Here is a 23,457-nt window from a genome sequence, read left to right as displayed (position 1 = left end):
CGTCGCCAGTCGCCGCCGCGTCGGTCCCGTTTCGCCCACGCTCCCTCTCCACCGTCGTCTGCCGTGCCAGTGCCTGCCGTGCCAGTGCCTGCCCAGGGCAGAACCTCCCCCACCTGGACGGTGGAGCCCCTGCAGGGATGGCACCTGCCCCTGCTCGACGATCCCTCCTTCCTGCCGCTGCAGCCGCTGCTGCAGCGCTCCCTGCTGCTGGCCCTGCCGGAGCAGCTGCTGACGGCGCTCACCAGCCGCCGGCCGCTTTCCGCCCAGGTGCTGGTGGCCCTGCAGCGCCAGGGGCTCACCCGCCAGCAGGCCCTGGGACTGATCGTCTGCCGCCGCCTCAACCGCAGCGGCACCTGCTGGCAGGTGCAGCACCTGCGCCTGGCCCTGGCCGCCACGGAGGGGGCGACCCTGGCCGGGGATCTGCTGCGCCAGGCCATCGGCCGGGTGAAGGGTGCCGCCAGCTGGATCGCCACCGCCTCCAGCCTCGACACCTCCCGGCTGGCCACCCTGAGGGAGCAGGGGTTCCAGCCCCAGCGCACCGATCGGCTCTGGCGCTGGCAGCTGCCCGCCGCCGGCGCCGCCCCCGTGCCGCCGGCCGACCTGCAGCTGCGCCCCCTCAACCGTCGCACCGCCCCGCTGCTGTGGCACCTGGAGCAGGCCACCTGCCCGGCCCACCTGCGCCAGCTCCAGGACCGCCGCATCGAGGACCTGCTCGACCAGAGCCGCGGCCAGGGCTGGATGCTGGTGGATGGCGTCCGCAACGAGGCCGTGGCCGGCGTGCGCCTGCTCGATGAACATCCCGGCGGCGGCCAGGCGGTGGAGCTGAGCATCCACCCGGGCTGGGGCCACCTGCTCGGGCCGGCGGCCGAGTCGCTGCTGCACCGCATCGGCCGGGGCGGCGGTGGCCTCTGGCTGCGCTGCGAGGTGGGCGATGGCGACCGCGAGCTGTGGCTGCAGGCCCTCGGGGCCGAGGCCCACGGTGAGGAGGTGCTCATGGCCCGCAGCGTCTGGCGGCGACAGGAGGGCCAGCCGGCCAAGCGGGCGGCCCGCCGCATCGAGGCGGTGCTGGAGCAGCTGCAGCCGCGGCGGCGCCCCATGCCCACCCCCACCGGCCCCCTCGGCAGCCTGCCCAGCGAGCCCCTGGTGCTGCGCTGAATGGCGCCGCCCAGGCCGCGGTCGGCGCTGGCCCTGGATGTGGGCCGCCGCCGCATCGGCCTGGCCGGCTGTGATCCCCTGGGGCTCACCGTCACCCCCCTGCCCGCCCTGGCGCGGGGCGACTTCGAGGCCGACCTGGGGCGGCTGCTGGAGCTGCTGCGCCAGCGGCGGGTGGAGGCGCTGGTGGTGGGCCTGCCCCTGGATGCCAGCCAGCGGCCCACCCCCCAGGGGGTCCATTGCCGCCGCTACGGCCAGCGGCTGGCCCGGGCCCTGGCCGCCCTGGGCCAGCCCCTGCCCCTGGCCTGGGTGGATGAGCACGCCAGCAGCTGGGCGGCCGGCGAGCGCTTCAGGCTGCACGGCGACCGCAGCGGCCGGCTCGACAGCGCGGCGGCGGCGCTGCTGCTGGAGCAGTGGCTGCGGGAGGGGCCCGAGGCCCTGGATCCCGCCCTGGTCAGCGCCGATCCGGTCGACCCGGCGGCCATCGCCGTGGGCACTCGGGCCGGTGCTGATTCATTCTGAGGAGAACCGCTTCCCCTTGATGGCCTCCGACCCCCCTGCGATGACGGGCTCCGGCGATGTGCCCACCGTGCAGGTGCGGGACGGCAGCGGCCGCCAGCTGCTGTGCTTCCTGGAGCAGCTGATCCCCCTCGACGGCCACGACTACGCCCTGCTGACGCCGGTGGACACCCCGGTGTGCCTGTTCCGGCTGCGGGAAGATGACGACCCCGAACTGATCGAGACCCTCGATGCCACCGAGCCCGTGCTGTCGGTGGCGGATGTGGTGCTGCAGGAGCACGACCTCACCCTGGTGCGTTCCGCCGTCACCCTCACCGTCAGCGGTGAGCTGGAGGAGCCTGACCCGGACGACCTCGAGGACGAGGAGGGGGATGATGACAGCGAGACCTACGAGCTGCTGGTGAGCTTCATGGCCGGCGATGAGGAGTACGGCCTCTACATCCCCCTGGATCCCTTCTTCGTGGTGGCCCGCATGGACGGTGCCGATGCGGTGATGGTGGAGGGGGAGGAGTTTGAGCGGGTCCAGCCGCGCATCGAGGCCGAACTCGACGAACGGGAGAGCGACGACTGATGCTGCGCGACCTGCTCACGCCCGACTGGCTGCTGGGGACCTCCCTGGCCCACCTGCCGCTGCAGAAGCTGGTCGACCGTGGCATCCGCGCCCTGGTCCTCGACGTCGACCGCACCCTGCTGCCCCGCCGCCAGGCCACGATGCCCGTGCAGGCGGAGGTGTGGCTGCGCCACGCCCGTGAGCGGATGCCCCTGCACCTGCTCAGCAACAATCCCTCCCGCCGCCGCATCGGCGCGGTGGCCGACACCATGGGGCTCCCCTACACCACCTCGGCGGGCAAGCCGCGGCGCGCCGCCCTGCGCAAGGTGCTGCAGGACCTCGCCCTGCCCCCGGCCCAGGTGGCCCTGGTGGGCGACCGACTGTTCACCGACGTGCTGGTGGGGAACCGTATGGGCCTGTTCACGGTGCTGGTGAAGCCGATCGATCCCGACGGTGAACCCTGCCGCCAGGACCGGCTCCAGAACCTTGAGCTGCGCATGGCCCGCTGGGTGGGCTCGGTTCCAGGCTGATGGCGCCCTCCGGCACGCCGCCGACCTCCGGCCCTGGACTGCGGCGGGTGATCAAGGTGGGCACCAGCCTGCTGCGGGGCAGCCCCGAGCGTTCCACCGCGGCGGTGATCGCCGATCTGGCCGCCAGCTTCGGCCGTCAGCAGCGCCGGGGCGACCAGCTGGCCCTGGTGACCAGCGGGGCCGTGGGACTGGGCTGCGAGGCGCTCCGCTTCAGCCGGCGTCCCACCGAGGTGGTGGCCCTGCAGGCGGCTGCCGCCGTCGGCCAGGGCCGGCTGATGGGGCTGTACCAGGAGGCCTTCGCCGTGCGGGGGATGGCGGTGGCCCAGGTGCTGCTCACCCGCAGCGATCTGGCCTCCCGGCGCCGCTACCAGAACGCCTGCCGCACCCTGGAGCAGCTGCTGGCGTGGGGGGTGCTGCCGGTGGTGAACGAGAACGACACCCTGGCCACCGACGAGCTGCGCTTCGGCGACAACGACACCCTCTCGGCCCTGGTGGCGGTGGCGATCGGCGCCGATGAGCTGGTGCTGCTCACCGATGTGGATCGGCTCTATTCCGGCAACCCCCGCACCGATGCCGATGCCAGTCCGATCGAGGAGGTGCGCGACCTGGCCGAACTGGAGCGCCTCAGCCACGTGGCCGAGGGGGGCGGGCAGTGGGGCACCGGCGGCATGACCACCAAGCTGGCGGCGGCCCGCATCGCCACCTCCAGCGGCATCCGGGTGCGGCTGGCCGATGGACGCGATCCGGCGGTGCTCGAGGCCCTGTTCGCCGGCGAGAAGGTGGGCACCGTGTTCCAGCCCAGCGCCACCCCCCTGGCCGACCGCAAGAGCTGGCTGGCCCATGCCCTGCTGGTCAAGGGCAGCGTGCGGGTAGATGCGGGCGCCGAGCGGGCCCTGCTGCAGCAGGGGGCCTCCCTGCTGGCGGTGGGCATCCGCGAGGTGGAGGGTCACTTCTCCCGGCGTGAGGCGGTGCGGGTGCTGGCCAGCGATGGCCGCGAACTGGGGCGGGGCCTGAGCACCCTGAGCAGTGAGGAACTGCGCCGGATCAAGGGTCTGAGCAGCGAGGAGGTGCGCCGCCGGCTGGGGCCGGTGGGGGATGCGGTGGTGCACCGCGACCAGCTGGTGCTCACCTGCCAGCCGGTCTGAACGCCCCGGCCACGATCGCGGCGGCTTCGGCGATCACCCCATCCTGCGCAGCGGCGGCCGGATCGGCCTGGGTGTGGAAGACCGCCAGCACGATCGGCGCCCGGTCCGGCGGCCAGAGCACGGCCACGTCATTGGCGGTGCCGTAGGCCCCGCAGGTGCCGGTCTTGTCGCCCACCCGCCAGCCCGACGGCACGCCGGCCCGGACCCGCCGGTCGCCGGTGGTGGTGCCGATCAGCCAGTCCTGCAGCCGTTGCCGCTGCGGCGGGCCCAGGGCCGTCCCGAGCACCAGGGCCTGGAGGCTGGTGCCCATGCCGGCGGGGGTGTCGGTGTCGCGGGGGTCGCCGGGGATGGCGGAGTTGAGGGCGGTTTCCCAGCGATCGAGCCGGAAGGTCCGGTTGCCGATGGAGCGGGCGAAGGCGGTCAGGCCGGCGGGGCCGCCCAGACGCGCCATCAGCTGGTTGGCGGCCGTGTTGTCGCTGGTCTGGACCGTGGCGGCGGCCATCTCCGCCACGGTCAGGCCGCCTTCGAGGTGCTGCTCGGCGACCGGCGAGTGGCTCACCAGATCCTGGCGGCCGAAACGGATCCGCTGCTCCAGGAAGCCGGGCTGCCGCTGGCTCCTGTGCAGAACGGCCCCCGCGAGGATCGCCTTGAAGGTGCTGCAGAGGGGAAAGCGTTCGCCGGCCCGGTGGCCGATCCGGGCGCCGCTGGCGGTGTCGATGGCGAACACCCCCAGCCGGCCGCCGGAGCGGGCCTCCAGGGCCGCCAGCGCGGCCTCCGCTGCGGCGGGGGACCCGGCGGGCGCCGCGGCGACGACGCCCGCCATCGCCGACACCAGGCCCGCGGCCAGGGCTGGGGCAATCACAAGGCTGCGGCGGAGGTGCATCGGCCCCATCATCGCCGCGGCCGATCCAGGACGGCCGCCAGCTTCTCCAGCAGCTCGGCCGCCTCCCGCTCGCCGGAGAGGCCGTCCACCACGATCGGCGGCCGGCGTTCGCTCCAGAGGATCACCCGGGGCTCCGGACCCGGCAGCCGCAGCACGGCGGTGATCATCCGCAACGGCAGCTGGCGGCTGGGCTGGCCGGGGCGGCGGAGGTGGATCTGGTCGTCCGCCACGGAAAGCTCCTGGGGACTCCACTGCCTGTAGCGGCCGATGCCGGCGGCACCGAGGGCGGCGACCACCAGCAGGGCCTGGATCACGGTCCACTCCGGCAGGCCCAGGGACAGCAGGCCCGGGAGGGACAGATCCAGCACCAGGGTGGTGGGTGCGCCCAGGCCCAGGCGCGGCCCGAACATCCAGACCAGAAAGCCCCCGTACTTCACCATCACGGTGTTGAGCACGGCGACGAACAGCAGGTCGCTGCCCTGCGCGACGAAGGAGCGGCACCACTGGGCGGCGCCCACCGTGCGTCGGCTGCGGACCAGGCGTGTGGCGGAAGCCCCCGGCTCCAGCCTCCAGACATCCTCCGGCTGCGCTCCGTCCGAGCGGGCCTCCGGGAGCTGCCGGCCGTCGGGGGCGCCGGCCAGACGCAGGGGCACCCCCAGATCGGCGGCCAGGGCGTGGCCCCGCTGCCAGGCGCTGGAGAAGCCGGCGGCACGGGCCAGCAGGTGCTCCCCAACGGGATCGGCCACAGCCAGAACCAGATCCCAGCCCAGGGACCGCTCCCCCAGCGGCGGCAGCCGGACGCTGGCCTGGCGGATCAGCACCGCGGTGACGGCGGAGCGCCCCAGCTCCAGGCGTTCGCAGCCCTCCGGCGTGTCCAGGAACAGACGCAGGCGGTCGCCCCAGCTCTGCAGCAACACCCGCCGCTGCACCGGCGCGCCGTAGCCCAGCCGGGCCATCAGCCACTCCATCGGCAGCAGGAACAGCAGCAGGCCGATCACGTACCCCACGGTCCCCTGGAGGCTGGTCAGCAGGCAGAGGCCGGAGAACAGCAGGAAGGCGAGCAGGCTGACGAGCGGGTTGGCGGGGGCTTCCCCCTCGATCAGCTCCCGCCAGATCATGCGCTCCAGGGCCAGGGCGAGCGCCTGCAGGACGCGGCGGAGCCGCACCAGCGGGGTGAGCAGCAGGCCCAGTCCGTTGCGCCGGGCGCCGCGGACCGTGGCGCGGAACGCGATCAATCCGCCAGCAGGGGCAGGCCGGCCGGTGGGACCGCCAGCAGCCGGCGGCGCTCCCCGGCCACCTGCTGCCTGAAGCGCCGCCACTGGGGCGAGACGATCACATCCCGGCTGATGGCTTCGGCCAGGCGCTGGCCGGCCAGCACATCACTGGGGTAGTGCATGGCGCAATAGGCACGCACGTAGCCCCCCTGAAGACCCACCGGCAGCAGCCGCTCCCGGCGCTCCGGCAGCAGGTCGGCCAGCAGCAGGGCCGCGGTGGCGAACCAGGTGGCGTGGCCGCTGGGGAACGACCAGGAGCTCTCCAGGGGCAGGCAGGGCTTCAGATCCGGGTGGCTCAGGAAGGGGCGCGGCCGGGCCACCGCATCCTTGAGCACATCCTTGATCCCATCGGCCCGCCCGAGGAAGGCCGGCAGGCCCGCGTAGAGGAGGGGGGCGGTGCGGGCCAGGTCAGCGCCCACGGCGGCATCGAAGAGGCTGAGACGGCGGTTGAGGAAGCGCCAGCTGTGCAGGATCCCCGCCGGGGTGCGGCTGCGCTGGTTCCAGCGAAGAATGGCCAGGTCGTCGAGCTCCAGGCGGCTGCCGGGGGCCGGTGGCTGGCCGAGCACGGCGCGGTACGCGGCCGGCGGCAGCACCAGCCCCGCCGCCGGATTCGCCGTCGGATCCGCCGGCTGGGCGAGCGCCGGACCGCCGAGCGCCAGGGTGGCCGGCAGCAGGGCGGTCTGCAGCAGCAGCAGGCCGGACAGCCAGGGCCCCGGACGCAGGGTGTGCATGGCTGCGGTGCCGTCGGCGGGGTGGCAGCACCGTAGGGGTGCCTCCGACGTCAGAACCGTTCGTCGCCGATGGCGGGCAGCACCAGCTCGCGCACGAAGGACGCCGGGGAGAGCTGCAGCAGGGCGGAGACGATCCGGATCACGTCGTGCAGCGGGATCTGCCGGCCCTCACCGCGGCCGGCGGCCGCCTCGGGCGACACCTCCAGGCCGTCGTCGGTGTTGAGATACCCCAGCTGCAGGCAGGTCACCGCCAGTTGCCGGTCCCGGAAGCTCTCCCGCAGGGCATCGGCGATGCCGCTGAGAGCGAACTTGCAGGCGCCGAAGGTCACCTCCGGCTGGCCGCTCTGGCGCAGGCCGGAGGTGGAGCCCGTGAGGATCAGCTGGGGCCTCCGGGAACCGAGCAGCCGGGGGATCAGCCGCCGCAGCAGCAGCAGGGTGCCGGTGATGTTGATGGCCACCATCTCAAGGATGCTGTCGTCGGGATCCTCCAGGAAGCTGTAGGCCTCGCTGAAGGCGTTCGCTTCCCAGACGCCCAGGTTGTAGATCAGCACATCCAGCTGGGCGGGCGCCTGCTGCTCGATCCAGCGGGCCGCCGGCAGCGGCTCCGCCAGATCGGCCTCGATCCAGGCGAGCTCGACGCCCGCCGGCAGCTTCAGGCCATCGGGCCGTCGCCGCGAGACGCCGATCACCGTGTCGCCGGGCCTGCCCAGACCCTCGACAAAGGCACGGCCCAGCCCGCGGCTGGCGCCCACCACCATCAGTTTCATGGATCCGCGCCGGCAGGGTTGGTCGTTGTGCGGCCCATGCTGGATCCCGTATCGCAAGCTGGGAACCCTCCGCACGCCCATGACGCGGTCCGCTCGCTCGCCGTTGGCTCTGTGTCGGTGGGGCACCGCCCTGGCCGTGCTGCTGCTGCTGGCCGATGGCCAGCGGACTGCCGCCGCCGGTCGCCCGGCCCGGCACCCGGCGCCGAGTCGGCAGGAGTGGCTCGCCCAGCCGCTGGGCGAGCGCTACACCCAGACCCCGGCCCAGGTGTGGGAGTGGATCGATGAGGCCAACGCCCTGGAGGCCAAGGGGGCGAACGGCAAGGCGGCGGCGCTGTGGGAAAAGGTGCTGGCCTGGCGGGAGAAAGCGCAGGGGCCCGACCATGCCGATCTGGCCACCAGCCTGAGCAACCTCGGGCTGCTCTATGTCAAGGAGCGCGCCTTCACCAGGGCCGAGCCGCTGCTGGTCCGGGCCCTGGCGATCCGAACCCGGACCCTGGGAGCGGACCATCCCCTCACCGCCCTCAGCCTCAACAACCTCGCCTGGCTGTACTACAACCAGAACAACAACGCCAGGGCCGAGGTCCTCTACCTTCGCGCCCTGCAGGTCGCCGAGAAGGCGCTGGGGCCGGAGCATCCAGGTCTTGCCCTGGGCCTGATCAACCTCGGTCTTCTGTACAACGGCCAGGGGGCCTATGCCAAGGCCGAAGCCGTGTATCGGCGGGCCCTGGCCATCAGGGAGAAGGCGCTCGGACCCGATCACGCCGACACCGCCACCAGCCTCAACAACCTGGCGACGGTGTACATCAACCAGGGCCGCTTCGGGGAGGCGGAGCCCCTGCTGCGCCGCACCCTGGCCATCAAGCAGCAGGCCCTGGGTGAGGACCATCCCGACACCGCCACCAGCCTCAACAACCTGGCGGCGCTCCAGGAGAACCAGGGTGCCTTCGCCAGGGCCGAACCCCTGTATCAGCGCGCCCTGGCCATCCAGGAGAGGGCGCTGGGCCCGGAGCACCCCGCCACGGCCACCAGCCTGAACAACCTCGGGCTGCTGTACCGGAGCCAGGGCGCCTACACCAAGGCGGAGCCCCTGCTGCGCCGTGCCCTGGCGATCCGGGAGAAGGCGCTCGGTTCGGGCCATGCCGATACCGCCGCCAGCCTCAACAACCTCGCCATGCTCTACAGCGACCAGGGGTCCTACGCCAAGGCGGAGCCCCTGCTGCGCCGCGCTCTGGCGATCCAGGAGAAGGCCCTGGGGCCCGCCCACCCCGTCACCGCCACGGGCCTCAACAACCTGGCGGTGCTGCTGGACCAGCAGGGTGCCGCCGAACGGGCCGAGCCGCTGCACCGGCGCGCCCTGGCGATCCGGGAGAAGGCCCTGGGGCCAAACCATCCCGATACCGCCGGCAGCCTCAACAACCTGGCGGATCTCTATCGGCTTCAGGGCGCCCACGCCAGGGCGGAACCCCTGTTTGTGCGTGCCCTGGGGATCTACGAGACCGCGCTCGGGCCCGACCACCCCACGACCGCCCTCAGCCTCAACAACCTGGCCAAGGGGTACCTGGGCCAGGGGGCCGAGGCCAGGGCCGAACCCCTGCTGCGCCGTGGCATCGCCAGCCAGTCCCTGTTCCAGCAACGGGAAGCCCCCCTGCTGCCCCAGGCCCGGCGCCAGGAGCAGATCAGGGCCCTCGGCAACGCCTGGGAGATCCCCTTTTCCCTGGTGGCCACAACGCCCGCCGGCGCCTCCCTGGCCCTGTTCACCCGGCTGAACCGCCACGGCCTGCTGCAGGACATCGAACGGCGCCAGGCCCAGCTGGGCCGGGGCTCGCCGGCCCATCTGGGCCTGGTGGGCCAGCTCACGGCCCTCACGGCTCGCCTGGCCGATGTCAACCTCAGCGAAGCGCAGCGACGGACGCTGCAGCAGGAGCGGGATCGGCTGGAGCAGGAGCTCTACCGCCAGTTGCCCGCCCTGACTCCGCGCCTCGTGGACGCCGCCCAGGTGGCCGCCGCCCTGCCGGCCGATGGGGTGCTGATCGAATTCCAGCGCTTCCGCCCCTACGACGCCCGTCAACCGGAGGCCCGGAGCTGGGGGGAAGCCCGCTACCTGGCGATGCTGCTGTTCCCCGATGGGGCGATCCGGGCGGTGGATCTCGGCCCGGCGGCGGCCACCGATCCCCTGATCCAGCAGGCCCTCGCCGAGAGCCTGGCCCGCAACCGCCCCGCCGGACCGTTCTGGGCCCGGGTGAGCCAGAAGGTGCTGGGGCCCCTGATGCCGCAGCTGGTGGGGCGGCGGCAGTGGTTCGTCTCCCCCGATGGTGAACTGAGCCGCATTCCATTCACCGCGCTGCCGGCTCCAACCGGAGGCCCGTACGGGGCAACGTCCGAATCGGCTCCCACCCTGGGCCAGCAGGTGCAGCTGCGGGTCCTCACCAGCGGCCGCGACCTGCTCAGCCTGCGCAGCCCCGGGCCTGGGGGCCAGCGTGCCCTGGTGCTCGCCGCCCCCGATTTCGGCGGCCCGGGCCCGTGGCAGCCGCTGCCGGCGACGGCCGCCGAGGGGAGCTGGATCGCCGAACGCCTCGGTGCGGCCCTGTATCAGGGAGCCGCCGCGACCACCGCCGTGCTGCACGAGGCGCAGGGCCCCAGGGTGCTGCACATCGCCAGCCACGGGTTCTTCACCGCGGGCAGCGGTGACCCGCTGCTGAACAGCGGCATCGTGCTGGCGGGTGCGAATCAGCGCCGCTCCTCCAGCCAGGCCACCCGCGCTGCCGTGGCCGGGGACGACGGCTATCTGACCGCCAGGGAGGCGGCCCAGCTGCAGCTGGATGGCACCGAGCTGGTGGTGCTCTCCGCCTGTGACACCGCCTCCGGCACCCTGCAGACCGGCGAGGGGGTCTACGGCCTGCAGCGGGCCCTCACCGTGGCCGGCGCCCGCTCCACCCTGCTGTCCCTGTGGAAGGTGGACGATGACGCCACGGCGGCGTTCATGCAGCGCTACGTCGCCCTGCTCAAGCAGGGGATGGGTCGCATGGAGGCGCTGGCGGCGGTGCAGCAGGAGTTCCGCAGCAACCCGCCCGAACCGGACTGGGCCGACCACAAGTTCTGGGCCGCCTGGCAGCTCACCGGCGACGGGGGGCCGATTCCGGGGTTGTGAACCATCGCCGGCACACCAGGCAGACTGATCGGGCCGGCGGTGTTGTTGTTTCCACCCATGCGACACCAACCGGGGTCTGCGGCACTGGGCGCCCTGCTGGTTGCCGGCTCACTGCTCGTGCCGGTGGCCCCCGGGGCCGCCGCCCCTGACCTGGATGCCATGGTGGCGGCCGTCGCCAGCCAGCTGCGCCGGAGCTGGAACGCGGATCCCGGCACCGCGTCGCTGGCCTGGCCGGCCATTGAGGTGCTTCCCGCCGGCCAGACGCCGGCGTCGGCTTGCCCCGGGGCCGGCAGCGCGGCCGGGGCCGCCCAGAGCCCTGCGCTGCTCTGTGCCGCCAGCGGCAGGCTGCTGCTGGACCGCTCCCGGCTGGAGAAGGCAGCCAGCCGCCATGGGGAGTGGGGCGTGGCCTACTGGGTCGGGATCGGCCTGGGCAACGCGATCCTGGGCCATCGGGGACCCTCGCGCCTGGCCCCTGCCGCCGCCAACCTTCAGGCCAACTGCCTGGCGGGTGTGCTGATCGGTGGCACCGGGCTGCAACCGGCGCCCCAGGATCCCCCCAGGCCCGATGCGGTCGCTGCCCCGGCCAACGGGGCCTACGCCACCGCCTTGGCCGAGCAGATGGGAACCCGCAGCCAGCGCTCCTATGCCCTGCTCACCGGCCTCGGCATGACGGAACTGGCGGGTTGCTCCGATCCGGCGATGGCCCAGCTCGCCGGGGACCGGGTGCCCGATCCGGCCCTGCTGGGCGCGCTGGCCACCGGGAGCGACCGGGCCGCGTTCAACACCATGGGGGTGATGGGGCGTCGTTGCCGGCCACTGCCCAACGCCCCCTGCCCCAGGCGACTGCCCGGTTTCACCGGGAAGAAATGAGGCACCACCCCGACCCGTGAGCAGCGACCCCCCGACCAGGCCCCAGGGCGAGAGTGAGACCCCGCCCCGCAAGGGAATGCCGGGGGCCCGATCCGGGGCGCGATCGCTGCGGCTGCCGGCCTGGCTGCGCTCCCCCTCGCTGCATGAATGGGTGCGCACTTCGGGCATCCTCATCGCCGCCTCCTGGGGCATCTACACCTTCGTCTGGAAGGAGATCTATGTGCCGTCCCAGGCGCCGGCCAGCATCAGCCTGGCGATCAGCCTGACCCCGATTGCCGCGGAGGGCGGCGGCGGCCCCTCGTCACCATCGCTGCAGCGGGAACTGAAGGTCAGCGCCACCAACGCCAGCACGCGCCGGCTCTACCTGCTCAGCAGCTTCTGGGAGCTGTTCCCGATCCGCCGCCAGGCGCTGGATCGCTCCACGTTTCCGAGTCGCGCCAGCGGCCCCTTCGATGCGATTCACGTAGAGAGGGGGGCGGTGCTCCAGCCCTATCCCACCGAAGCGGCCGGCAAGCTGTTCGTCGACGACCACATCAATCCCGGCGAAACGATTCACCGCTCGGTGATTGTCTCCCTGCCTGCCGGCGCCTATGCCGCCCAGGTGGATGTGCTGGTTCCCGTGCTGACGCGTGAGCCACCCAAGGGCAACACCCTGCTGGGAGGACGGGTGCTGGAGTGGGGCTATGACAGGACAGACGTGGTCATTCCCCTGCTGTGCGTGGAAGGCGACCCCTCCGATTGCCTGCGCCTGGATGACCCCGACAAGCAGGACCGGCTGATGGATCGAAAGCTGAAGGCCTTTGATTCCAACTACTTTCTCAACGAGCAGAGTGTGCAGGTGGGATTGGCCGGAGGTTCCTAGGGGAGGCGACGGGCGCCACCCATCGGCCCACGCTTGCCATCCGGCCCCAGAAGCCAGAAGCGGATCGCATCGCCACTCACCTCGAACTCCTCCACGACCTTCAGTCCGGCGATGCCGGGATCCGAGGGGAACAGCACGCGCCAGGTGCGACGGGAGCCTTCACAGGTGGCCTCCCAGGCGCCGGCGACGGTGGCCCCAGCGTCCGAGATGATCCACACCAGGTGGTGGCGCCCGTCCGCCAGCTTCGTGACCACGGCCCGGCCGGGCTTGCTGGGGGCCACGTAGTCCCAGGTGCCGAGCGCCGCCTCACAGGGGGGTGATGCCGGGGCGGCCCAGGAGGGGGTGGAGCCCATGGCCAGCGCAAGCCCAACGTGCAGCAGTCGGCGTCGCATGGGCGGCTCCGGAGAGGGCTGGCGTGCACGGGGACTGTAGGGGCCCCCATCCGTGCGGCCGCCCGCTGCGCACAGCATCATCCGGGCCCCTCGGGCTAGAAGGGGGCAACGGCGGAGCACAAGGGGTGGATCTCGAGCGCCTTCAGAAGCTGTTCACGGCCCCGCTGCTGCCGCTGGGTCGCCAGAGCTTCTCCCTGCTCTGGGTCGTGGAGGTGCTGCTGCTGCTGCTGGCCGTGAGCCTGGCGGCGCGCTGGCTGAAGCGGCTGCTGGCCGGACGGGTGCTGCGCTGGTTCTCCCTGCCGGAGGGGCGGCGTGAGGCGGTGGCCACCCTCTTCTCGATGGGGCTGGCGGCGCTGGGCTACGTGGTGGTGGCCCAGGGGATGGGGCTCGACATCGGTGCCCTCGCCGTGATCTTCGGGGCCCTGGGGGTGGGCATCGGCTTCGGCCTGCAGGAGCTCACCCGCAACCTCACCAGTGGCCTCACCCTGCTGATGGAAGGGAAGCTGAAGGTGGGCGACCAGATCGAGTTCGGAGACACCAGCGGCTTCATCCGTGAGATCTCGATCCGCTCCACCGTGATCCGCACCTTCCAGGGCGCCGAGATCGTGGTGCCCAATTCGGCCATCACCAATGCGCCGGTGAAGAACCTCAGCTATCTGAGCTCCGATGGCCGGGTGGATGTGGAGGTGACGGTGGCCCACGGCAGCGACCCCCTGGCCGTGACCGAGGTGCTGCTGGAGGCGGCCCTGGCCGAGCCCTCGGTGCTGGCCGATCCGCCGCCGAAGGTGCTGCTGCACGGGCTCCAGGGCCAGGGGATGGCGTTCGAGCTCTGGGCCTGGACCTCGGCGATCCACGCCAGCCTCAGCCTGCGCAGTTCGCTGAACTACGCGATCGAGCAGGGTCTGCGGGAGCGCCGCATCGAACTGGCCGGGTCGCGCCAGCAGATCCAGCTGCTCTCCTCCCGGCGCGCCGAGGAAGGGGACGCCGCTGCCCCGGACTGGCGCCCCCTGCGGACGTCCCTGCCCGACCATCCCTGCTACAGCGGCATGGATGACCGTCGCCTGCGGGAGCTGGTGGGCAGCGGCGCCCGCCGCTCGGTGAGCGCCGGCACGGTGCTGGTGCGCCAGGGGGATGAGGGACGCTCCTTCCACCTGGTGCTGAGCGGCGCGGTGGATGCGATCCACGAAACCGACCGGGTGAGCCGCAAGCTGTTCACCTTCACCGCCGGGGAGTTCTTCGGCGAACTGCCGCTGCTGCTGCAGGTCCCCTACCCCACCACGATGGTGGCGGCCGAGGACACGACGCTGTTCGTGGTGCCCAGCGGCAGCTTCCGCGCCCTGCTGGCCTCGCGTCCCGAATTCGCCGACAACGTGGCCCGGGAGGTGGCCCGCCGCAGCGACGTGCTGCGCAGCTACGAGGACTGCCTGCGCCAGCGCGGCCTGCTCGAGGACGCCGACATGGGCCACCCCCTGCAGTGGTTCCGCGAGCGGCTGAAACGGGTGCTGGCGGGACGCCCCGCCGTGATGGCCTCGGTGGAAACGGAGGCCAGCTGAGGCAGGGGCTTCAGGGCGGCCTTACCCGGAGGTCTTCAGTAGTTGCTGCTCACCCGGATGGCGATCGTCCGGGTGCTGGGATCCAGCAGGGCGAGCATGAAGTCGTTGACGTCCTGGTTCAGGGTCGGCCGAATCGTCTTGGGAGCCCGCAGGATGTCGTTGCCTGCGGTCTGGATCTGATAGAGCCCGGTGGGCGGTGGTGAAGGCAGCGACTGGCTGAAACGCGCGAGCAACTGCTCTTCGCTGGGGTTGTACACCGAGCCCGCCGGCGGAAGGGGCTGGCCTGACTCCCGGGCCTGCCGGGCACGGGCTTCCATCGCGGTGCGGGTCCCGGCCAGGCGGCGCAGCACGGCCTCCGGGATCGGCAGGGGCTGCCACAGGCCGGAGCGCTCGGCGGTGCGGGCATAGCGATCGAAGTCGGCCCCGCTGAGGGCGAACACCATCGTGATCCTGAGGCCCTCGCGCCCGAACCATCCCGACTGCGAGGGGGAGGCCTGATAGGTGATGGCCCGGGCGGCCCCGGGGATGGCGAACTCGCGCCGCAGGGCCCCCTCATCGGACTGCCGCAGCGTGCAGCCCGTCAGGGCAACGCCAGCCAGCCCAGCGGCCAGGGCCGGAACCGGACGCATGAAGGCCGCAGCCGCTACCCGCGGCCACTTCGCCATGACGTCCCCGAACCGGCCGGGATGGAACTTGCAGGTGAAGGCGGCCATCACGGCCAAGGAGGCAGCATCTGGGAAGGTCGAACTCCGTCTCATGACGGGGTTTTTGGACCGTCAAACACCAGGCTATGAGGCCCAACGGTGATCCAAGGCCACCGGCAATGCCTTGAGCCCGCGCAGCTCGAGGTTGTCCTGATACTCCAGGGGCTCATCGGTGAGTTGAAGTCCTGAACATCGCCGCAGCAGGGCGGTGAAGGCGACGGTGGCCTCCATCCGGGCCAGGGCCGCCCCCAGGCAGACATGGGGGCCATGGCCGAAGGCCAGGTGCACGTCGGATCTGCGGCGCACGTCGAGCCGGTCGGGGTCGGGGAAGCGGGCCGGGTCGCGATTGGCGGCCGCGAACATCAGGTAGACCAGCTGCCCCTTGCGGATCGAGCGATCGCCGATCGTCAGATCCTCCCCGGCCTCGCGGTACATGAACTGGACGGTGCCGTCGTAGCGGAGGAACTCCTCGATCGCATTGGGAATCAGGGACGGCTCGTCCAGCAGCAGCTGCAGCTGGTCGGGGTGGCGCAGCAGGGCCAGCAGGCCGTTGCCGATCAGGTGGGTGGTGGTCTCGTGGCCGGCGGCCAGGAGCAGGTTGGCGTTGGCGATCAGCTCCGTCTCGCTGAGCCGATCGCCGTCGACCTCGGCCTGCACGAGCAGGCTCAGCAGGTCGTCGCCGGGGGAGGCGCGGCGCTTCTCGAATTCGGCGCGGAAGAAGGTGGTCAGCTCGTGGGTGCTCTGCAGGGCCCGCTGGTACTGCTCGGCGCTCACGGCGGAGGGATCGGTGCCGAAGATCGCTGAGAAGTCGTCCGACCAGCGCTTCAGCTGCTCCAGCTCGCCGGATTCCAGACCGAGCAGCCGGGCGATGACCCGGGCCGGCAGCGGGAAGGCGAGGTCGGCGATCACATCGAAGCGGCCCTGCTCCGGCAGCTGATCCAGCAGCTCATCAACCATGGCTTCGACGGCCGGCCGCAGGGCATCCACGGCCCGGGGCGTGAACACCTTGGCGACCAGGGCGCGGAGCCGGTGGTGGCGTTCCGGGTTGGTGATGTTCATCTGGGCCCCGATGACCTCGAACAGGGGCTGCAGTTCGGGCCTCCCGGCCCGCTCGCCCATGCCGCCGGCGCGATCGGAGCGCAGCCGGGGGTCGTGGGTCGCCGCCACCACATCGTCGTAGCGCGTCAGCACCCAGGCCCCGAACGGTTCATGCCAGTGGACCGGGTCGGTGCGTCGCAAGGCGGCGTAGGTCGGGTAGGGATCGACCAGCATCGCCGGGCTGAACAGGGCTGCCGTCATGGTTGGCGAAGACTCACGGATGACGGTATCGAGATCTCCTTGATGCTGGCGGCTCAGCCTGGAATCACGCCGAGCTGCTGAAGCATCCCGTAGGTATCGACGATGATCCAGTCTTCCTCGATCCTGCCGTTCGCGATCCGGTAGATCGCCTGGCCGGTCACGCAGACGCGCTGGTTGGTCGGTGGAATTCCGTTGAAGTCCCCTTGGTGGGTTCCTTCGGCCGACCAGCGCAGTGAGACGCGGTCGGCTTCTCCGAACAGATCGTGGATCTGCATGTGAAGGTCGGGAAACGCTGCGACAAGGGCTCCGATGTAGGCCTTGGCGGACTCTGGCCCGTTCGCCAGATTAGGGGCCGAAGGGTCGTTCATGGTGAAGTTGGCCGAGCAAAGCTCGTCGATCACGGCGAAGTTGCGCCCATTCCATGCTTCCGTGATGAGTCGACGGACGAGATGCTTGTTTGCTTCTGACATGTGGCTGTATTCCTTGGGTAAGTGGACAAGCGGTTCTCCGCTTGGCGGATGAACGGTCAACCGCTCATGCGCTAGTCAGTTCGATCTGCATGATGGGCATCACCGATCAATATCGAGAGTATCCAGGTTCTTCGTGAAGACCACGCGGTCTTCACCTTCCCCGTCATAGCCCACAGCAACGGGCACGCCGTCGACCTTGACATCGGATGCAAGGGGCGAGAATCCCATGCGGCCGTGGCAAACACATGCTCTTAGGTCTGGTCGGGATCGGTCTGCGGCACGAATCCGATGAGGAGCGCGGCGACCTGACCATGCATCAACGACCGAAATGATCGGTTGATGGTCGTCCGGCTCTCCATGGCGGATGACAACCTCGTTCATGGTTGCCCCCTCAGCACACAGTACGCGCGACGGCCGAGTGAAGCCGCCCGAGCAGGCGTGCATGGCTTGGGTAGTGCATGCCTTGGTTGCTCAGCTGGAGCGAGGAGTCAGGCGTCACTTCTCGCCATTCGGTCCCCGCCTGAAGAACAATCGAGCGAGTAGAAAGGTTCCGACGCAACAGTTCGCCACCAGCACAAGGTAGAAGAGGAGGAGGATAAGGAACCAGGCAGGGTGGTCTGAGAAATGGATTGTGCTACTGGCGGGACCAAAGTTTCTACCCGGGCTGCTGATCTGCCCCGTCGTAATGAAGCGGTAGAGGCCAAAGACAAGTCCTCCACACGCTGCTGTGAACACGGGGACAAGAACAATCCTGCCGATCCATATCGCCCATATCTTGTACGTAGGCATTGGGGCACATCTTGGGTGCTTTATCGGATTCATGGCACCTGATGATTCTACGATGTCTCGATGGTGCTGGTGCATACATAAGCCCGGGATCTCGCGTTATGTTGTGTTTGCAGTTCTGCGGATCCTGGCGGTTGCCCAACAGCATCAGCCCTTGTGGAACCTAACGTTTGCTTCTGCTGCGAGCGCTCCCATAAAATGCGGTTGTGGGGCCACTGCAGTCCTTCCATAAAGTGGAGCAGTGGCCCCACAACCGCTACCGCACCTGCGCTCGTCGGCAGCAAGCGTCGTTATGCGTTTGACGCGAGTGCCGGTTTGACGTTTCGCGACTGGCGGCTGCTTACGCGGCGACCGGTGTGAGGAATCCGACGATGGTCCCCTCGGGGGCTTGGACGTACGCGACGGTCTGTCCCCACGGCATGACTCGGGGTGGCGTGAGGGCGAAAGCACCGGCATCCAGCGCGCGCTGGAACGCGGCGGGCACGTCCGCAGCCCAGAACGCGAGCTCCGCGCCTCGGACCTGCGCGCTCTTAAGCGTGTCGTAGCCGTCGGCGAGCATGAGCGCGCCCGCGGCGTGTGAGGCGATGGCGACCGACTGATCCGCGCCAAGCAGCGCGAACCCGAGGTCGCGGTCGTAGAGACTCGGTTCGATGCCTGTGGCACGCACGTAGAAATCCACGGCGCGCGCCACGTCATCCGTGTACACGACGGCGGTGGCGAACTTCGTTGTTGACATAGCCTGATGCTACTCCGGTGTTTTGAGATACGCATAACGCTGCCCCTGAGTGGCAGGCAAGGAGCTTGGGGTTGCGAAACTGAGAGTGGATGGCGGCCTGTCCACTCGAAGGGCTTGTTAGACCGATTTTGGCCGCAACTGACCAAACAAAAGAAAAACATGAATAAGCCGATCAGATACAGCTTTGGAAAGGCAAATCTCAGCCCCAAGCCCGTGGCAGATGTCGTTTCTCACATTCCAACCCCGCGGGTCAGATAAAAGCACTCTCAAGTACAGGCATATGTCACTTCCGAATACATCATGCATCTGCTCTGAACGCAAAAGCTCATCGACACTTCTCAAGTAAAATCCTCCTCCTCGAGCCTCTTTCAGCACAGTACCACCCAATTGTTCTACAATGCTCCGTAGGACAACCTCAATGCGCGGCGTCAGAATATGATTTGCAGCTAGATAATCTCCATCAAGATACTTGGCGATCCCCTCGATTAGCAGTCCATGCTGAGAAGATGGGAATACCGTTGAATCATAGAGGTATTCTACAATGAGCTGTGGATTAAGATTATGCTCTTCGACGGCACGCTTAAGGACTGTATCAAGCGAAACTGAGTAGATATTCATATCCTGTGAAACCTGGCCTATGAGCAATCCGTCGTAGTCTGTTTCAACCGGACCTATGGTGGAAACAACCCTGCCCTCTCTGTCGCAGACTTGTCGAGGAAACATGAATGCGAGAGGATACTTCTGAATTCCCTCGTCTAAGCGATGTTTGCTTTCGCGAATCGAAGGAAGGTACTGTATAGCTATTCTTGAGAAAACATGAGTGTACTCCCCGCGTACCATTTCTTGTGCGAACTGGAGCAACTCTTCCTTGGGCAGCTCGGCTGTGAATTCATGTGTGAGCATGCTGTCAATTAGGTCTGGACCCAGCTCTCTTAGCTCAATCAGAACTTGAGCGAGCGCATCGGTTATATTGAACTCCCTATAAATCGAATATGCTTGTTTGAGGATTTCGTGTGCCGCCAATGGAGGCGAATTTCTCGCAGTTGCCTGGCATAATCCGCCAAAGGCTTTGATTACCCTCTCCATCTCATTGGTCATGCCTTTTGTTCGATAGTATCTACTAAGTCTTCTTGCAGCACACTCGCATGGCCAAAGGCTACCATTCGACAGAAGACGAGAGAATCGAGCCTCAAGATGTGCCACTATCTGACTTTCTTCTTCTGAAGTCCTCTGGACTTTCTTGTTTTCAACAATAAGATCAAAGCAGAAACCCCAAAGCCCGGGCTTGTTGTCCTCTGAGATCTTTTCTTCAAGGCTAAGCGCTGCGTTCTTAGCTCTCTCAATCAGCTGTTGATTTCTCAGGCTTATTCCAAGAATGAATGCGCGACGAAGCTTTTTAATCGAATCTATGGGTTGTAAACTCATGCCGTTCTCAACGAGAGTAAGCAGAGCATCAGCGGAAGTAAGGGCAAATGTATGACTAGGCTTCACTCCTGTGCACTTAAGGCAAAGATCCCATACCAAATCCGAATATCTTGCCTTCATTGCCACATTTGATGACTGACTAGATCTAGAACTCCAATAGCCAATCGTTGCCGCATCAACATTTGAAAGGCTGGGATACTCTATGGAGGTTCCATCGGGATTAGTCCGTATCATTTGAGGGCAGAAGTAAGTTCCCCAGTGCGATCCATCAGCATCAGATGTCTCCATAAAAGCAAAAGCCATCAGTTCATATAGAAATTCCTTGCATGGTGGTTCACTTGACCCTTCAGCCCGAAGTCGTCTAAGGCGTTCTTCGACGGTGCGCTCATCTAGCTTGAGCTCCAGTTCAAGCTCATCCAATAAGTTCTTGACATTTTGGAATTCAGGGTTCATGACTTAAGGGTCGGTCTAACGCTGCCCCTGAGTGGCAGGCAAAGATCTTGCGGTGGCGAAGCAGAGGGTTTTCCGTGGCCTGTCCACTCGAGGGGCTGTTTGGCCGGCCCTCTTCGCTCAAGAAAGCAGCTCCTCTAGTTCATCTCTGGTTTGCTCAGTATCACGCAGGATTTTGGAAAGCAACCCAGGTCCCAATGTTTCACCAGAATGAACAGGGACTACAGTAGTTCGGCCGTCGGGATGTCTCAGAAATTATGGCTTCCCTTTATTCGCAGAACCTCAAAGCCAACCTTCCGAAGTGCCAAGATGAGCGCCTTGCCTGTAACGGCAGAATATGTTGACACGTCTAGACTGTGACTCGCTGAACACCAACGAAGTCCAGTTGTTCGACCTTTCCGTCGTGAACCTCCAGGCAGAGTTCAATAGCTTCTCTGATCCGGCCCATCAACTCATCAAGAGACGGTGCCTGTGTGTGGCATCCGGCTAGAGCGGGCACGTTCGCAACATAAAAGCCCTCAGAGTCTCTCTCAACCACCACATCGAACTGCTTTGCCATGGGAGTCAGCTGCGTCCGGTCACGATAGCCCCGCCACAGCTTGTCGGCAGCTCTTCACTGGGACCGGCCAACATGTTCTTAGGCGGTTTCCGTGAACCACGCCCAAAAGTCCAGCCCTTTCCGTGAACCACCCATCCGTCTGAGCCTCAAGCGCTGAGAGCTCCTCCGGCACCAGCCTTGAGACTGCGTCACGCGAAACCTTAGCCATGGTTCACGGACCCGTGAACCGCTCAAGTCTCCAGCAACATCTTCGACAGATTCGGCAGGCCCGCCCCCTGGTGGTAGCGGTCACGCTGCAGGTCGGTGCAGTGCTCCAGCAGGATCCGCTTCACCCGGTCGGGATAGCCGATGAATTCGGTGCGCACCGACAGGAACGCGGCCAGCAGTCCGCTGATGTGGGGCGCCGCCATGCTGGTGCCGGAGAGGGCCACGTAGAGCTCATCGAGGCTCTTGCCCTTGTCGCGGCTGGGGGTGCGTTTGGGGTCGCTGCTGCTGCGGCACGACAGGATCTTCTCCCCCGGGCCCACCACGTCGGGCTTGAGGCGGCCATCGGCGGTGGGGCCCCGCGAGGAGAAGTAGGAGGTGCCGTAGCGGTGGGGCAGGGTTGGGTGCACCGAGCCCACGGCGATCGCCTCATCGAGGTTGGCCGGATCGCCGATCGAGAGATCAAAGGAGCGGGTGGCGCTGAAGCCGTCCACCACGATGTCGCCGCTGCCCTCGTTGCCCGCCGCCAGCACCACCAGCACCCCCTGGCGCACCAGCCGCAGCAGTGAGGCGCACAGCGGTGAATCGCCGCAGCCGAAGCTGGCCGGGTCGAACGGTCCGCCCAGGCTCAGGTTCACCCCCTGGATCGCCAGGCGCCGGCCGTCCTGGTTCTGCTTCCAGATGTGGTCGATCGCCTTGATGATCCAGGCGTCGTAGCCGCCGCCGTTGTCGGCCAGCACCTTGTAGCTCACGATCCGGGCCCTCGGGGCCATGGCCAGCAGGTCGGGGCCGCCCTCGCCGCCCACCGTCAGCAGCCCGCCGGCGATGATCCCGGCCACGTGGGTGCCGTGGCCGTTGGCGTCGTTGCCGCTGCCCTGCTGTACCGGCCCCCGCGCGGTGCAGTCCCATTCGGCGGCAATCGTTCCTTCCGGCGCGAAGCTGGCGTTGTGGAAATGGGGGTGCTGCCGGTCGATGCCGGTGTCGAGCACAGCCCAGGTGATGCCCTGGCCGCAGGCGTTGTAGCCCAGCTGGGCGGTGCGGGCCTGCACGGTGTGGATCGAATCGTGCATCAGGGCCTTCTTGCGGCTGTTGCTGAACATCCGGTACACCGCCGGTGAGGTGGCGCCGTACTGGCGGCTCATCGCCCCCGCCAGCGTTTCCACCTCGGCCCGGGTCAGGTTCACCGCCACGTAGCGATCCAGCTGGTCCTCCAGGAACACCGTCTCGGCGGTGATCGGGCCCTGCAGCACATTCGCCTGGATCCACGCCAGCACCGCGTCACGGGCCTTCTGCAGCGAATCGCCCCCCTCCGGCGTTGCCGTCGAGCGGTCCGCCAGTTCGATCAGCACCGGCACCCGCGCCGTGGCCTCCACATCCAGGGCATCGGCCAGGCTGCGGGCCACCGTCATCGGGCTCACCGGCTGGAAGCGGGAGCGATCCAGCGCCGCCATCACCGTCTCCTGGGTCGACTGGCGCGACAGATAGCGGCTGGCGGAATGGGCCTTGCTGGGCGGCCACACCACCCCCTCGATCCGTTCATCGATGATCGTCGGCTTGCCGGAGGCGCTGTACTCGTCGGCCAGGCTCTGGTCGAGGCAGACGATGTCGCCGTCCTGGGCGATGTTCACCCAGCGCTTCACACCGGCCGGGATCGGCAGCTTCCTGCCGTGCCACTTCTGCAGCACGTCGGTCACCTGGGGCAGCCCCAGCGGCGAGCCGATCGTGACGTACAGATCCACCTCCACGGTGGCGCCCAGTTCCATCAGCGCCTGGTAGGTGACCATGCTCCCCTGGCTGTGCCCCACCACCACGAAGGGGCCGCCGCCGGTGCTGACCCGCTCCTTCACCGTCTGCACCATGCGCTGGCGCTTGGTGGCGTTGAACAGGAAGTCGTTCACGTCCGCCAGGAACGCCTGGGTGAACATCGCCGTCACCGGGCTCCACAGCCCCTTGGCCTCCACCGACAGCGTCGCCGGGCCCCCCATCGGCACCCCCCGCTGGGCCGCCGTCCGGGCGGATGCCTCCAGCTGCGCCGTCAGGCTGTCCACGAAGGCCTGCGATTCCGCCGGGGTGTCGCTCTCCTGGATCGAGGCGGCCAGCAGCCCCTGCGCCTCCGGCTGCAGCGTGGCCCGGTCCTCGCCGAGGGCCCTGGTGGAGACGCCCGCCGTCTCCGGGTAGCGCTCCCGGTCGACCCAGTAGGCCATGCGGGTGCGCTCCCCCTGGTCGGCGCCGAACAGGGCCCGGTCCCACTCCGAGCGCAGCACCCGCTCGGGGGGCATGTTGGAGATCCCGTGGCAGTAGATCACCGTGCGGGCCTGCCCCCGCGCGGCCGGGGTGGTGGCGCCGCCGGCGGCGGCGGCTCTCTTCGGGGCGGTCATGGGGGCGCACAAGACGGGATCCATCCCCCGCCCTAGCCAGCCCCGCCGCCGCCGGACCACGGCCCGCCGC

Annotated in this window: 23 protein-coding genes; 9 read left to right on the top strand and 14 right to left on the bottom strand. The window is 68.5% G+C overall.

All coding sequences use genetic code 11. From position 1 onward, the window contains the following. Nucleotides 1-78: 78 nt before the first annotated feature. The 5 genes from L107_RS09465 to proB are packed head-to-tail and all read left to right on the top strand — an operon-like array spanning nt 79 to nt 3,896. Nucleotides 79-1,155 (top strand): hypothetical protein, encoded by a 1,077-nt coding sequence (locus L107_RS09465; protein WP_236550612.1) that lies wholly within the window; start codon nt 79-81, stop codon nt 1,153-1,155. Further along, nucleotides 1,156-1,674, top strand: coding sequence for a Holliday junction resolvase RuvX (gene ruvX, locus L107_RS09460; protein ID WP_159818248.1), 519 nt, complete (start codon nt 1,156-1,158; stop codon nt 1,672-1,674). A gap of 19 nt (nt 1,675-1,693) precedes the next feature. After that, entirely contained in the window at nt 1,694-2,242 is a 549-nt protein-coding gene (locus L107_RS09455) for a DUF3727 domain-containing protein (protein WP_043325387.1), read from the top strand. Further along, nucleotides 2,242-2,751 (top strand): YqeG family HAD IIIA-type phosphatase, encoded by a 510-nt coding sequence (locus L107_RS09450; protein WP_159818246.1) that lies wholly within the window; start codon nt 2,242-2,244, stop codon nt 2,749-2,751. Before L107_RS09455 ends, L107_RS09450 begins: the two co-directional genes overlap by 1 nt. Next, a complete protein-coding gene (proB, locus tag L107_RS09445) occupies nt 2,751-3,896 on the top strand; it encodes a glutamate 5-kinase (RefSeq protein ID WP_159818244.1) in 1,146 nt (381 codons plus the stop codon). Before L107_RS09450 ends, proB begins: the two co-directional genes overlap by 1 nt. Here the strand turns inward: proB and bla are convergent. From bla to L107_RS09425, 4 genes are read right to left on the bottom strand one after another with little or no spacing between them, the layout of a single operon-like run. Continuing rightward, nucleotides 3,877-4,779 carry a class A beta-lactamase gene (gene bla / locus L107_RS09440; RefSeq protein ID WP_370515471.1) on the bottom strand — a complete coding sequence of 301 codons (903 nt, stop codon included), beginning with the start codon at nt 4,777-4,779 and terminating at the stop codon, nt 3,877-3,879. The genes proB and bla overlap by 20 nt on opposite strands. A gap of 8 nt (nt 4,780-4,787) precedes the next feature. Next, nucleotides 4,788-6,014, bottom strand: coding sequence for a hypothetical protein (locus L107_RS09435; protein ID WP_159818240.1), 1,227 nt, complete (start codon nt 6,012-6,014; stop codon nt 4,788-4,790). After that, nucleotides 6,011-6,784, bottom strand: a complete 774-nt coding sequence (locus L107_RS09430) for a phosphatase PAP2 family protein (protein WP_159818238.1) — start codon at nt 6,782-6,784, stop codon at nt 6,011-6,013. Before L107_RS09430 ends, L107_RS09435 begins: the two co-directional genes overlap by 4 nt. A gap of 50 nt (nt 6,785-6,834) precedes the next feature. Next, the gene (locus L107_RS09425) at nt 6,835-7,551 is read right to left on the bottom strand and encodes an SDR family oxidoreductase (RefSeq protein WP_159818236.1); all 717 of its coding nucleotides are present in this window, start codon (nt 7,549-7,551) and stop codon (nt 6,835-6,837) included. A 103-nt stretch (nt 7,552-7,654) separates the two neighbouring features. Here L107_RS09425 and L107_RS09420 point away from each other — a divergent pair, with 103 nt between their 5' ends. The 3 genes from L107_RS09420 to L107_RS09410 are packed head-to-tail and all read left to right on the top strand — an operon-like array spanning nt 7,655 to nt 12,431. After that, on the top strand, nt 7,655-10,699 hold the full coding sequence (locus L107_RS09420; RefSeq protein ID WP_159818235.1) for a CHAT domain-containing tetratricopeptide repeat protein: 3,045 nt from the start codon (nt 7,655-7,657) through the stop codon (nt 10,697-10,699). A 57-nt stretch (nt 10,700-10,756) separates the two neighbouring features. After that, nucleotides 10,757-11,569: a hypothetical protein gene (locus tag L107_RS09415; RefSeq protein WP_159818233.1), complete on the top strand. Its 813-nt coding sequence runs from the start codon at nt 10,757-10,759 to the stop codon at nt 11,567-11,569. Nucleotides 11,570-11,585: 16 nt separating this feature from the next. Further along, entirely contained in the window at nt 11,586-12,431 is an 846-nt protein-coding gene (locus L107_RS09410; RefSeq protein ID WP_159818231.1) for a hypothetical protein, read from the top strand. Here the strand turns inward: L107_RS09410 and L107_RS09405 are convergent. After that, a complete protein-coding gene (locus tag L107_RS09405; protein WP_159818229.1) occupies nt 12,428-12,823 on the bottom strand; it encodes a hypothetical protein in 396 nt (131 codons plus the stop codon). The two genes, L107_RS09410 and L107_RS09405, sit on opposite strands and share 4 nt — an antisense overlap. A gap of 125 nt (nt 12,824-12,948) precedes the next feature. Between L107_RS09405 and L107_RS09400 the strand changes: the two genes are divergently transcribed. Further along, complete coding sequence (locus L107_RS09400) at nt 12,949-14,376, top strand: mechanosensitive ion channel domain-containing protein (RefSeq protein ID WP_159818227.1); 1,428 nt, start codon at nt 12,949-12,951, stop codon at nt 14,374-14,376. A gap of 35 nt (nt 14,377-14,411) precedes the next feature. Here the strand turns inward: L107_RS09400 and L107_RS09395 are convergent, their stop codons facing one another. The 9 genes from L107_RS09395 to L107_RS09355 all read right to left on the bottom strand — a co-directional run bounded on the left by L107_RS09395 (nt 14,412) and on the right by L107_RS09355 (nt 23,387). Beyond that, a complete protein-coding gene (locus tag L107_RS09395) occupies nt 14,412-15,005 on the bottom strand; it encodes a hypothetical protein (RefSeq protein ID WP_159818225.1) in 594 nt (197 codons plus the stop codon). A 159-nt stretch (nt 15,006-15,164) separates the two neighbouring features. Next, on the bottom strand, nt 15,165-16,379 hold the full coding sequence (locus tag L107_RS09390; RefSeq protein ID WP_159818223.1) for a cytochrome P450: 1,215 nt from the start codon (nt 16,377-16,379) through the stop codon (nt 15,165-15,167). A 53-nt stretch (nt 16,380-16,432) separates the two neighbouring features. Then, complete coding sequence (locus L107_RS09385; protein WP_159818221.1) at nt 16,433-16,909, bottom strand: ester cyclase; 477 nt, start codon at nt 16,907-16,909, stop codon at nt 16,433-16,435. Nucleotides 16,910-16,948: 39 nt separating this feature from the next. Beyond that, nucleotides 16,949-17,230, bottom strand: a complete 282-nt coding sequence (locus tag L107_RS09380) for a hypothetical protein (protein WP_159818219.1) — start codon at nt 17,228-17,230, stop codon at nt 16,949-16,951. Nucleotides 17,231-17,975: 745 nt separating this feature from the next. Next, complete coding sequence (locus L107_RS09375; protein WP_159818217.1) at nt 17,976-18,371, bottom strand: VOC family protein; 396 nt, start codon at nt 18,369-18,371, stop codon at nt 17,976-17,978. Between the two features lie 117 nt (nt 18,372-18,488). Beyond that, nucleotides 18,489-20,249 carry a DUF4209 domain-containing protein gene (locus tag L107_RS09370; RefSeq protein WP_159818215.1) on the bottom strand — a complete coding sequence of 587 codons (1,761 nt, stop codon included), beginning with the start codon at nt 20,247-20,249 and terminating at the stop codon, nt 18,489-18,491. Nucleotides 20,250-20,366: 117 nt separating this feature from the next. After that, nucleotides 20,367-20,498 (bottom strand): type II toxin-antitoxin system HicA family toxin, encoded by a 132-nt coding sequence (locus L107_RS17035; RefSeq protein WP_370515476.1) that lies wholly within the window; start codon nt 20,496-20,498, stop codon nt 20,367-20,369. Nucleotides 20,499-20,595: 97 nt separating this feature from the next. After that, on the bottom strand, nt 20,596-20,805 hold the full coding sequence (locus tag L107_RS09360; protein WP_159818213.1) for a type II toxin-antitoxin system HicB family antitoxin: 210 nt from the start codon (nt 20,803-20,805) through the stop codon (nt 20,596-20,598). Nucleotides 20,806-21,035: 230 nt separating this feature from the next. Further along, nucleotides 21,036-23,387, bottom strand: a complete 2,352-nt coding sequence (locus tag L107_RS09355) for a S8 family peptidase (protein ID WP_159818211.1) — start codon at nt 23,385-23,387, stop codon at nt 21,036-21,038. Between the last annotated feature and the right edge of the window lie 70 nt (nt 23,388-23,457).

It is taken from the genome of Cyanobium sp. Copco_Reservoir_LC18 (genome assembly GCF_009834675.1).
GTDB classification, from domain to species: Bacteria; Cyanobacteriota; Cyanobacteriia; order PCC-6307; family Cyanobiaceae; genus Cyanobium; species Cyanobium minutissimum.
Note: the sequence above shows the minus strand (reverse complement) of the source record. Positions and strands in the feature narration are given on the sequence as shown.